We start from the raw sequence: 11,953 nt of genomic DNA on the forward strand, positions 1-11,953 counted from the left end.
TCATTGTTCGTATCGACAAGGTAGAGATTGGTGAGGTTAACCGCATGGAGAGTGATGATAAGTTCGCTGGCGGTAAGGGGATTAATGTTAGTCGTATTTTGCAACGTTTAGGTGTCGATAATACTGCAACGGGCTTCATCGGTGGTTTTACAGGACGTTTTGTTACAGATGGTTTGGATGCAGAAGGTATTAAAACCAAGTTTGTAGCTGTGGATCAAGACACACGTATTAATGTTAAAATCAAGGCTGACCAAGAAACTGAAATTAACGGTGCAGGACCTGTCATTAATGAGTATCAATTGGCTGAATTGGAAGCAGTTCTTTCAAGTGTAGGTGCTGATGATGTGGTTGTTTTTGCTGGATCAGCACCAAGCAATCTTGGAAACAAGGTCTATAACAAATTGATTCCACTAGTGCGTGAAACTGGTGCACAGGTTGTCTGTGACTTTGAGGGTCAAACCTTGCTTGATTCCTTGGCTTACCAACCACTCTTGGTAAAACCAAATAACCATGAGTTAGAAGCTATTTTCAATGTCAAACTTAATGGTTTGGCTGATGTTGAAAAATATGCGCGTGAAATCCTTGCTAAGGGTGCACAGAACGTTATCATCTCAATGGCAGGTGATGGAGCTCTGCTGGTCACACCAGAGGCTGCTTACTTTGCCAAACCAATTAAGGGAACAGTTAAAAACTCTGTTGGTGCGGGTGACTCAATGGTTGCTGGTTTCACTGGTGAGTTTGTTAAATCAGGTGATCCAATTGAGGCTCTCAAGTGGGGAGTAGCATGTGGAACATCTACGGCTTTCTCAGATGACTTAGCGACAATTGAATTTATTAAAGAAACATACAATAAAGTAGAGGTAGAAAAACTATGAAAATTCAGGATTTACTGAACAAAAAAGTAATGTTGCTTGACCTTCAAGCAACTACAAAAGAAGCTGCTATCGATGAAATGATTAACAGCATGGTTGACAACGGTGTTGTGACTGACTTTGATGTTTTCAAAGCAGGTATTATGGCTCGTGAAGCACAAACATCAACTGGTTTGGGTGATGGAATCGCTATGCCACACAGTAAAAATGCTGCAGTAAAAGAAGCAACAGTACTTTTTGCTAAATCTAATAAAGGTGTAGATTACGAATCACTTGATGGTCAACCTACAGACCTCTTCTTTATGATTGCTGCTCCAGAGGGAGCAAATGACACTCACTTGGCAGCCCTTGCTGAGTTGTCAAAATATCTTATGCAAGATGGTTTTGCAGATCGTTTGCGTAAGGTGACTTCTCCAGATGAAGTGATTGCTGCTTTCAATACGGGTGAAGAAGAAGCACAGGCTGAGGAAGCTAAGAAAGCACAAGCTGTTAAAGAAGCAGCTTCAAGCGATAAACCACTTATCGTAGCTGTAACAGCTTGTACAACTGGTATTGCTCACACTTACATGGCTGAAGAATCACTGATTAAAACAGGTGAAGAAATGGGAGTCAATGTTCGTGTTGAAACTAACGGTGCGTCAGGTGTCGGAACACCATTGACTGCTGAAGAAATCAGAAAGGCTGTAGGTGTTATCGTAGCAGCAGACAAGGCAGTTGAAACAGCACGCTTTGATGGTAAAAAATTGCTTTCTAAACCAGTTGCAGCAGGTATCCGTCAACCTCAAGAATTAATCCAAAACATCTTGGATGGAAAAGCTGAAGTTTTCCATGCTGAAAATGCTGGAGCTGCTCAAGAATCAAGTGAGAAATTGAGCCTTGGTGGTGCCTTCTATAAACACTTGATGAGTGGGGTCTCACAAATGCTTCCATTCGTTATCGGTGGTGGTATCATGATTGCGCTTGCCTTCTTGCTCGACCAAATCATGGGTGTTCCCAAAGATCAATTGTCACAACTTGGTTCTTACCATGAAATTGCTGCTCAATTCAAAGCAATTGGTGGTGCTGCCTTTGGCTTCATGCTTCCAGTACTTGCAGGTTACATTGCTTACTCTATCGCTGAAAAACCAGGTTTGGTATCAGGTTTCGTAGCTGGTGCTATTGCTTCAAGTGGTGCAGCCTTTGGTGGTGTTCCATTTGCTTCAGGTGGTAAAGCAACCCTTGCCCTTGCTGGCGTATCTTCAGGTTTCCTTGGAGCTCTTGTTGGTGGTTTCCTTGCAGGTGGTGTTATCCTTCTTCTTCGTAAACTCTTGGCAGGTATTCCACGTTCCCTTGAAGGAATCCGTTCTATCTTGCTCTTGCCACTTCTTGGTGTATTTGCTACTGGTTTCTTGATGTTGGCAGTAAATATCCCAATGGCAGCAATTAATACTGGTCTTAATAACTTCTTGTCAAGCTTGTCAGGAAGCTCAGCCGTACTACTTGGTCTCCTTGTTGGTGGTATGATGGCAGTGGATATGGGTGGACCAGTCAACAAAGCAGCTTATGTCTTTGGTACAGGTACTCTCGCAGCAACAGTAACTTCAGGCGGTTCAGTTGTTATGGCAGCAGTTATGGCGGCTGGTATGGTTCCTCCGTTGGCAGTATTTGTAGCAACACTCTTGTTTAAAGATAAATTCACTGAAGAAGAACGCAACTCTGGTTTGACAAACATTGTTATGGGACTTTCATTCATCACTGAAGGTGCGATCCCATTTGGTGCAGCTGACCCAGCACGCGCTATCCCAAGCTTTATCGTCGGTTCAGCTCTTACAGGTGCTCTTGTAGGTATGGCAGGAATCAAATTGATGGCACCACACGGAGGTATCTTCGTAATTGCCCTCACATCAAATGCCCTTCTCTACCTTCTCTTCATCTTGATTGGTGCTGTGGTATCAGGTATCCTCTTCGGATTCCTCCGCAAACCACTTGATAAATAAGATATGACAAAACAATCTCGTTGTGAAGGGGTTGTTTTTTGTGTCGTAGCAGATTTTTGTCAGGGTACCTATTTTATGATAAAGTATAGGCAGAAATGGCTTATCTAGTAGCTAATACGCTGTATAAAGAAACATAAGAGGTAAAATATGGTAAAAGAATACGATTATATTGTCATTGGAGGTGGTTCTGGTGGTATTGCTAGTGCCAATCGTGCTGCCATGCATGGTGCTAAGGTGATTCTCTTTGAAGGAAAAGAGGTCGGAGGTACCTGTGTCAATGTAGGTTGTGTGCCTAAAAAGGTCATGTGGTATGGTGCTCAGGTTGCTGAAACCCTTCACCGTTATGCAGGTGAGTACGGTTTTGATGTGACGATTAATAAGTTTGATTTTGCAACGCTTAAGGCCAATCGTCAGGCTTATATCGACCGTATCCATGGTTCTTATGAGCGTGGTTTTGATAGCAATGGCGTTGAACGTGTATACGAGTATGCAAGATTTGTTGACCCTCATACGGTTGAAGTAGCGGGTGAGCGTTATACAGCACCCCATATCCTTATTGCGACTGGTGGTCACGCCCTTTATCCAAACATTCCAGGTAGTGAATATGGGATTACCTCCGATGGTTTCTTTGAACTAGATGAGGTGCCAAAACGTACAGCTGTTATTGGTGCTGGCTACATCGCCGTTGAGGTTGCTGGTGTTCTCAATGCTCTTGGAAGTGATACACACCTCTTTGTGCGTAAAGATCGTCCATTGCGTACCTTTGATAAGGATATCGTTGATGTTTTAGTTGATGAAATGGCTAAATCTGGTCCGACCCTCCATACGCATGCTAATGTGACAGAGGTAGTGAAGAATGCAGATGATTCCTTAACCATTAGTTTTGATAATGGAGAAACGATTACTGTTGATTGCCTCATCTGGGCTATTGGACGCGCAGCCAACACCTCTGGTTTTGGACTTGAGAAGACAGGTGTTAAACTGACTGAAAAAGGAACAATCTATTCGGATGAGTTTGAAAATACATCTGTTCCTGGAATCTATGCCCTTGGCGATGTAACTGGTAAACTTGATTTGACACCAGTTGCAGTCAAGGCTGGACGTCAATTGTCAGAGAGAATCTTCAACAATAAAGCTGATGCTAAGCTTGATTACACTGATGTAGCCACTGTGGTCTTTAGCCATCCAGTCATTGGTGCTGTTGGGTTGACTGAGGAAAAGGCAATTGCCAAATATGGTTCGGAAAATATCAAGGTCTATAAATCTAGTTTTACTCCAATGTATACGGCTCTTGGAGATAATCGTCAGCCGTCAACCATGAAATTAGTAACACTTGGTGAAGATGAAAAAATCATTGGTCTTCACGGTATTGGCTATGGTGTTGATGAGATGATTCAAGGTTTCTCTGTGGCTATTAAGATGGGAGCAACTAAGGCTGATTTTGATAATACGGTTGCCATTCATCCAACAGGTTCAGAAGAATTTGTAACGATGCGATAGAAAAGAAAAGTCTGTTAACTGAGAGTTTCAGACTTTTCTTTGTGTCTGAATGGCTTCAATTGAAAGTAATCGCAAGGGATTTCCTTGCGAATTTCCATAGCCTTTTTGGCTATGGAAACCATTCATCCAACAGGTTCAGAAGAATTTGTGACGATGCGATAGAAAAGTAAAGTCTGTTAACTAAGAGTTTCAGACTTTTCTTTGTGTTCAAATAGCAGCCTACACTTTGTGTGAAACTATAGATTGTCTAAATAAAAAAGGCCTTCAGGCCTTATTTTATTTAATTAAGTAGTTTCTTACTGCTGATATAAAGTAAAGAGATCCAGTGACAACAAATAGGTCATCAGGATTTGCTGATTCAGCTTGTGCTAGCCAGTCTCTATAGTCGGCTGCACGTTTGAAGTCTTGGGGATAGTCATCCAAGGGCAGTGCCTCAAAAAAGTCAAAGCTGGTTACCGTTATATCATAATCTTTCAATTCCTCTAGTAAGTCTGCCAAAGGCTTTCGTCTAAGTCCTGCAAAGAGGATATGTACCCTACGATTAGCGAAGTTATCTTTTAGTACCTGTTTTAAGCTGGCAATTCCTTGAGGGTTATGAGCGCCGTCTAGGTATATATTGTTCCCTATCCACTCACTGCGACCAGGCCAATGCGTCTCTTCAATCCCCTCTTGGATGCTCTTATCGGTAATCTTAGAAAATGTTTGAGCTAGGAGATGGGCAGCAGTGACAGCTAGCCCAGCATTGTTTTCTTGATGCTGCCCTAACATTGGAAGTTTAAGATTTGGACTTTCCCAATGGTCATAAGAAATTTGGATCGTTTGATTGTCCTTTGGAAGCAGCTGAATTTCCCTATCAATGATAGCTAAAGGTGCTTGTAGGTCATATGATTTTTGGTTGAAGAAATGTTCAACTTCTGCAGAGACACGCCCAAGTAAGATAGGTGTGTTTTCTCGCATGACGCCTGCTTTATGATTGGCAATGTCCAAAAGGCTATTGCCTAAGGTCTCAGTGTGATCAAAGCCAATCGAAGTACAGATGGCAAGCTCTGGCGAAAGAACATTTGTCGAATCAAGTCGTCCACCAATTCCAGCTTCAATGATAGCCATATCAACCTGTTTAAGGTCGAAGTAGAGGAACATGAGTAAGGTGACCAATTCAAATTCCGTTGGTCTGCCAAAATTAGTGTGCTCTTCTAAATCATCAAGAAGAACCTGAGCTTTCTCGACAAGGCTAATCAAATCCTTATCAGGGATTTCTGTGCCATTTATACTAATACGTTCGTTGAAACGAGTAATATAAGGGGAGGTAAAGGTCCCGACCTGATAGCCTGACTTTGTTAGGATATTTTGTAGGTAGCTTGTTGTTGATCCCTTACCGTTGGTCCCGACAATATGCACCGTTGGAAAGTGAGTCTGAGGATTTCCGGCTTGTTTCAAAAGCCAACGCATACGTTCGAGTTGAGGGCGACGGCCATTGCCCTTGAAAGAATGGATAAAATTTAGAGTTTCTGTATAGTTCATAGAATTATAGAAAAAAGGCAGGGTTTCCTAGCCTTTTACATGTCTTAGTTAGAAGCGGCGTCACCAGTTGTTACGCCACCAGTAGTCGCATTGCCAGATGTTGTATCTGCAGTAGCTGCTGATGAAGAGGTAGTCGTATTGCCACCCGTTGTTGTGTCTGCAGATGACGAATAGGTGTTAGTTCCTGCTTGGCTACTTGTTTGTGTTTCTGAATCAGTCGCATTGCCATAACTAGATGAAGCGGCGCTTGATTCTTGAGTCTTATTATTGCCTTCTTTGATGACTACAGTTGATTGATTGGCTGATGAATCAGAAGTGTCCTTATTTTTAGAGGCTGTGAAATTCATGATGGTGATTGAAGCCACGATGATTGACAAAATTGTCCCGACGGCAGTAAGGACTTTTTGGAAGGCAGTGAAGCCTTTTGTAACGTGTTCGGTCACCTTTGGGGCAGATTTTTTTTCTTCTTTTGATGAATGATTACGGCGTGAGTAATTTTCAGACATGATGCTCTCCTTAAAAATATTTCGTACTTTCTATTATATGATTTTCTCGCAAAAATTGCTAAAAAAATTATGCTATAATAAATAGTAAATAAAAATCGAGGAAAAATCATGATTTATTTTGATAATTCAGCCACTACGGTGCCTTATCCAGAGGCACTTAGAACCTATCAAGAAGTGGCTACTAAAATTTTTGGGAACCCATCCAGCCTGCACCAATTAGGAACATCTGCGACACGTATTTTGGAGGCTTCTCGTAAGCAAGTTGCGGACCTCATTGGAAAATCAGCCGATGAGATTTTCTTTACGTCTGGAGGAACCGAAGGCGACAACTGGGTCATAAAAGGAGTGGCTTTTGAAAAAGAACCTTATGGCAAACACATCATTGTTTCTGATATTGAACATCCTGCGGTGAAAGAGTCTGCCAAATGGCTTTCAGAGCATGGTTTCGAAGTGTCCTATGCACCCGTAAATGCACAAGGATTTGTGGATGTTGAAGCTCTTGCTGGATTATTACGCCCCGACACGATCTTGGTTTCGGTTATGGCCGTTAATAACGAAATCGGATCAATCCAACCTATTCAAGCTATCTCGGATATATTGGCTGATGAGCCGACGATATCTTTCCATGTGGATGCTGTTCAGGCTATTGGGAAGATTCCTGTATCAGCTTATTTAACAGACCGTGTTGACTTTGCAACTTTTTCTGGTCACAAGTTCCATGCTGTTCGAGGTGTCGGTTTTGTCTACAAAAAGGCAGGGAAAAAGATTACGCCACTCTTAACAGGTGGCGGTCAAGAAAAAGACTTTCGTTCAACGACTGAGAATGTTGCTGGCATTGCGAGTATGGCTAAGGCCTTGCGTTTAGTTACTGACAAAGAGGCGTTTTCTCTTCCGAAAATTGCCAAGATGAAAAAAATTATCTTTGACGAATTGGCTAAGTATGAGGACATTACTATTTTCTCAGGTGAGGGTGAAGACTTTGCGCCCAATATTTTGACCTTTGGAATCAAGGGTGTTCGTGGTGAAGTTATTGTCCATGCTTTTGAAGAGCATCAAATCTATATTTCAACGACATCTGCATGTTCATCTAAGGCGGGAAAACCAGCAGGGACTCTCATTTCTATGGGTGTTCCGACTAAATTAGCTCAAACGGCTGTACGTATCAGTCTTGATGATGACAATGATATGGGACAGGTAGAACAGTTTCTCACGATTTTCAAGCAGGTCTACGCCAAGACACAAAAAGTGAGATAGCAAGATTTAAGCAATTAAACAATAAAACTAAATTCAAATTTAAAAGGAAAAGGAATGACACTAACATATTCAGAAATTATGGTTCGCTATGGTGAATTGTCTACCAAGGGCAAAAACCGTATGCGCTTTATCAATAAACTTAGAAATAACATCAAGGATGTTCTATCCATCTATCCAGATGTTAAAGTGACTTTTGACCGAGACCGTGGTCACATCTACCTCAACGGTACAGACTATGAGCCAGTAGCAGAGTCTTTGAAGCAAATTTTTGGTATTCAAGCCTTTAGTCCTGTTTACAAGTTTGAAAAAGATGTCGAGGTCTTGAAAAAAGCTGTTCAAGACATTATGACTGGACTCTATCGTGACGGTCTTACTTTTAAAGTAACTGCTAAACGTAGTGACCATGACTTTGTTCTCGACAGTCGTGAGCTCAATCTTACTTTAGGAAATGCAGTTTTTGATGTATTGCCTGACATTAAGGCTCAGATGAAGGGACCAGATGTCAACCTCAAGGTAGAAATTCGTGCCGAGGCGGCTTATATTTCTCACGAGGAAATCAAAGGAGCAGGCGGTCTACCTGTAGGTACTGCTGGTAAAGGAATGCTCATGCTTTCAGGTGGGATTGATTCGCCAGTGGCAGGTTATCTTGCCCTTAAACGTGGTGTGGATATTGAAGCTGTCCACTTTGCAAGTCCTCCTTACACTAGTCCTGGAGCTCTTAAAAAGGCTCAAGATTTGACCCGTAAGTTGACTAAATTTGGTGGTAATATTCAGTTCATCGAAGTACCATTTACTGAAATTCAAGAAGAAATCAAAGAAAAAGCACCAGAAGCTTATTTGATGACCTTGACACGTCGCTTTATGATGCGTATTACTGACCGTATTCGTGAAGAACGCCGAGGCCTTGTGATTATCAATGGTGAAAGTCTTGGTCAGGTTGCTAGTCAGACTATGGAGTCTATGCAGGCGATTAATGCTGTTACATGTACGCCAGTGATTCGCCCGGTTGTCACTATGGACAAGTTGGAAATCATTGATTTGGCACAAAAAATTGATACCTTTGACATTTCCATCCAACCTTTTGAGGATTGCTGTACTATCTTTGCACCTGACCGTCCAAAAACTAATCCAAAAATCAAAAATGTCGAACAATATGAACGTCGTATGGATGTTGACGCCTTGGTTGAACGTGCGGTTGCAGGAATCATGGTAACTGAAATCACACCTATTGAAGAGGCGCAAGACGAAGTGGATACACTTATTGAAGACTTGCTCTAATCTAGGAGGCTATAGTACTAACATAGTAGTGCCTAGGTGCTACTAGAGTAAGGTATGTCGAAAAAGAAATGTCGATGTTGAACTTTTACCCAGAAAGGAAAATACATGACTGTTTATAACATCAATTTAGGAATCGGTTGGGCATCAAGTGGTGTTGAGTACGCCCAGGCCTATCGTTCTACAATTTTCAAAAACACAGGTATTAAGGCCAAATTTGTCTTTATGGATATGTTCTTGCAGGACAATCTTTCAGATTTGACCCGTAACATGGGGTTTGAAGATGAAGACGTCATCTGGCTATACAGCTATTTTACAGACCTGAAAATTGCTCCAACGACCTATACTGTCAAGGATTTGGAAAAGGAAATCCCTTATGACATCACACGTCGTGAGATTAATGGTAAAGTGGTTAAGCTTTTTTGTGCCAAGGAAGATATTTTTTATGCAGCCTACTTGCGTAAAGAGGGTGAAGATATCGTTCACCGTGTGGAAAAAGTATCGCGTGGTTGCTTAATTCGTAAAGACTTTTACTCTTACACTAAGATGTTCACGGAGTACTACACCCCTGTAGATAACAAGGCACACCTCTATCAACGTCGTTTCTTCAATGAGGATGGTAGTGTTGCCTATGATGAAATTGTTGATGGTAAGGATAGTGTCTTCCGTTTCCCAGATAAGATTTTGTCTTCTAAGCATGAGTTTATTGCCTACTTCATGTCGCAACTTGGTCTAACTGACCAAGATATTGTCATTTTGGACCGTGCCACTGGCACGGGGCAGGCTGTTTTCCGTAATACTAAACCTGCTAAGCTTGGAGTTGTTGTCCATGCAGAGCACTTTAGTGAAAATGCTGTGACAGACAAGACTATTCTTTGGAATAACTTCTATGAGTACCAATTCAGCAATGCAGATAAGGTTGATTTCTTCATCACAGCGACAGAGCGTCAACGTAGCATTATGCTAGATCAGTTCAACAAATACACACCATTTACACCTAATATCGTAACGATTCCTGTGGGAAGTTTGGATAAACTGAGAGAGCCTGAGGGAGAGCGTAAACCATTCTCAATCATCACAGCTTCACGTTTGGCCAATGAAAAGCACGTGGATTGGTTGGCTAAGGCTGTTGTTAAGGCTAAAGAAAGTCTGCCACAAGTGAACTTTGATATCTTTGGTACAGGTGCTGAAGAAGCTAAGCTTAAGGCAATTATCGAGGAAAATCACGCTCAGGATTATATCCACCTCAAGGGTCACCAAGATTTAACAGAAGTCTACAAGGATTACGAACTTTACCTATCAGGTTCTAAGAGTGAAGGTTTTGGCTTGACACTTCTAGAAGCTGTTGGATCGGGCCTTGGTATGATTGGTTTTGATGTCCGTTATGGGAACCAAACTTTTATCAAGGATAATGAAAATGGTTACTTAATCCCTCGATTTGAAAAAGATGACGAGCTTGCTATTGTGGCTGCCTTGGCAGAGAAAATTGTAGCTTTCTTCAGTCGTTCAGATTTAGATCATGTTCATCAAGTCTCTTATGATATCGCCAAAGGCTTTTTGACAGAGGAAATCGAGCAGAAGTGGCTTAACTTAGTAAAGGAGATGACTAATCATGATTAATTTATTTGAGAACTATAGTCAAGGTAGTTGGGATCTCCATTACTCGCTGATTGTTGCTGGCTATGTAAATACAACAGTTTGTCTTTCAGATGATGGCTTTCTGCCTAGTGATGTGACCTCACCTTACCTTTATTTCACTGGTTTTGACAAGGTTCAAGGTTCTGCACTTTACTTTAATCAGGTTCCTGTGCCTGATTACTGGGAAATTTTAGGAACAAATAGCAACGCGGAAATCTTCCGTTTTGATAAGAAACGTGGTCATATTCACTATGCGCATCCTGCTCATCAGCGTCTAGTTAAAGCTGTGGATTGGTATGATGAGTCAGGTCGCCTGCGTGTGACTGATCGCTACAATAATAAGGGATACCGTTTCTCACAAACAACTTACAATGTTAAGCAAGAAGCGACCATTACTAGTTATTTCACTCCAGATAACAAGGAAGTTATCGTCATTAACCATTTGACCAAAGACGTTATCTTGAATTGGAAAGACAAGGTCTACATTTTCAAAAACAAATCGGAGTTTGTAGTCTTTTATCTTAAAGAAGCTGGTTATGATTTGCGACGTATCCTTTATAACTCCTTGTCAACGCCTTTCTTGACAGCTATGAATCTTCCGAATTCTGGTCAAGATGTCCTCTTCTGGCAAGAGCCTATCACTGATTCAGTCCCTGGGAATATGCGTCTCCTTCTTGATAGCAATCACCGTCAAACTAAGATTGTAGTGCAAGAATACACAGCATATACGAATCTTCTAAAGTTGGTTAGTCCAGAGCAGGCTTCTCGCGTGGCCTTTCTCGGATTCATGTATCCATTTGCCCGCCAGAACAACTTCCAAAATCAAGCGCTTATCTTGACCAACTCAGATCAGATTGAACACTTGGAAAGCATTGTTAGTGAAGTGCCTACCATGCACTACCATATTGGTGCAATCACTGAAATGTCAAGTCGTTTGATGGATTTAGCTAAATATAGTAATGTTAGCCTTTATCCGAATATTACAACAGAACAGGTTAAGCGTCTCTATCAAGAGGCTGATTTCTATTTAGATATTAACCACCAAAATGAAATCCTGTCAGCGACACGTGCTGCCTTTGAAAATAACCTGCTTATCCTGGCTTTCACGAACACAAGCCATGGTCCAGATTATACTGCACCAAGCAATATTTTCTCAGCTATGAATGCTGGGCAATTTAAACAAACCCTTAAAGAAGCCTTGGGCAACCGTGACTTCCTTAGTCACTTGCTTGATCGTCAACGTGAGCATGCTCATGTGGCGACACCAGAAGATTATAAGAAGGTTATTGGTTAGGAAAATGACACTAGAGGTTCGTAACATTTATCCTCTGACACCAACATTCAAGAAGGTCGCTTCACTTTATGAAGCGGCTTTTCCTGGCTCCTTGTCAACTGTAGTGGGTGACGAAAA

At 41.6% G+C, this 11,953-nt stretch carries 9 protein-coding genes; 7 read left to right on the forward strand and 2 right to left on the reverse strand.

Annotation, left to right across the window (positions count from 1 at the left end; translation table 11 throughout):
* Positions 1-2 precede the first annotated feature (2 nt).
* The 3 genes from pfkB (at position 3) to gorA (ending at position 4,348) form a co-directional block, all read left to right on the forward strand.
* Positions 3-875 (forward strand): 1-phosphofructokinase, encoded by an 873-nt coding sequence (gene pfkB, locus HMPREF3112_RS09865; RefSeq protein WP_256262697.1) that lies wholly within the window; start codon positions 3-5, stop codon positions 873-875.
* Complete coding sequence (locus HMPREF3112_RS09870) at positions 872-2,848, forward strand: PTS fructose transporter subunit IIABC (protein ID WP_070439640.1); 1,977 nt, start codon at positions 872-874, stop codon at positions 2,846-2,848. Before pfkB ends, HMPREF3112_RS09870 begins: the two co-directional genes overlap by 4 nt.
* 147 nt (positions 2,849-2,995) lie before the next feature.
* Positions 2,996-4,348, forward strand: coding sequence for a glutathione-disulfide reductase (gene gorA, locus HMPREF3112_RS09875; protein WP_070439642.1), 1,353 nt, complete (start codon positions 2,996-2,998; stop codon positions 4,346-4,348).
* A 276-nt stretch (positions 4,349-4,624) separates the two neighbouring features.
* Here gorA and HMPREF3112_RS09880 read toward each other — a convergent pair whose 3' ends face one another.
* Positions 4,625-5,869: a bifunctional folylpolyglutamate synthase/dihydrofolate synthase gene (locus HMPREF3112_RS09880; protein ID WP_048676377.1), complete on the reverse strand. Its 1,245-nt coding sequence runs from the start codon at positions 5,867-5,869 to the stop codon at positions 4,625-4,627.
* A gap of 44 nt (positions 5,870-5,913) precedes the next feature.
* Positions 5,914-6,375 carry a DUF6556 family protein gene (locus tag HMPREF3112_RS09885; RefSeq protein WP_048676374.1) on the reverse strand — a complete coding sequence of 154 codons (462 nt, stop codon included), beginning with the start codon at positions 6,373-6,375 and terminating at the stop codon, positions 5,914-5,916.
* Between the two features lie 108 nt (positions 6,376-6,483).
* Between HMPREF3112_RS09885 and HMPREF3112_RS09890 the strand changes: the two genes are divergently transcribed.
* The 4 genes from HMPREF3112_RS09890 to gtfB all read left to right on the forward strand — a co-directional run bounded on the left by HMPREF3112_RS09890 (position 6,484) and on the right by gtfB (position 11,836).
* Positions 6,484-7,629: a cysteine desulfurase family protein gene (locus HMPREF3112_RS09890; RefSeq protein ID WP_048676371.1), complete on the forward strand. Its 1,146-nt coding sequence runs from the start codon at positions 6,484-6,486 to the stop codon at positions 7,627-7,629.
* 54 nt (positions 7,630-7,683) lie between these two features.
* The gene (gene thiI / locus HMPREF3112_RS09895) at positions 7,684-8,907 is read left to right on the forward strand and encodes a tRNA uracil 4-sulfurtransferase ThiI (protein WP_045001918.1); all 1,224 of its coding nucleotides are present in this window, start codon (positions 7,684-7,686) and stop codon (positions 8,905-8,907) included.
* A gap of 105 nt (positions 8,908-9,012) precedes the next feature.
* Positions 9,013-10,524, forward strand: coding sequence for an accessory Sec system glycosyltransferase GtfA (gtfA, locus tag HMPREF3112_RS09900; protein WP_048676365.1), 1,512 nt, complete (start codon positions 9,013-9,015; stop codon positions 10,522-10,524).
* On the forward strand, positions 10,517-11,836 hold the full coding sequence (gene gtfB / locus HMPREF3112_RS09905) for an accessory Sec system glycosylation chaperone GtfB (RefSeq protein ID WP_048676363.1): 1,320 nt from the start codon (positions 10,517-10,519) through the stop codon (positions 11,834-11,836). The genes gtfA and gtfB overlap by 8 nt, the downstream gene beginning before the upstream one ends.
* Positions 11,837-11,953 lie beyond the last annotated feature (117 nt).

The organism is Streptococcus sp. HMSC10E12 (assembly GCF_001807855.1).
Classification (GTDB): domain Bacteria; phylum Bacillota; class Bacilli; order Lactobacillales; family Streptococcaceae; genus Streptococcus; species Streptococcus salivarius.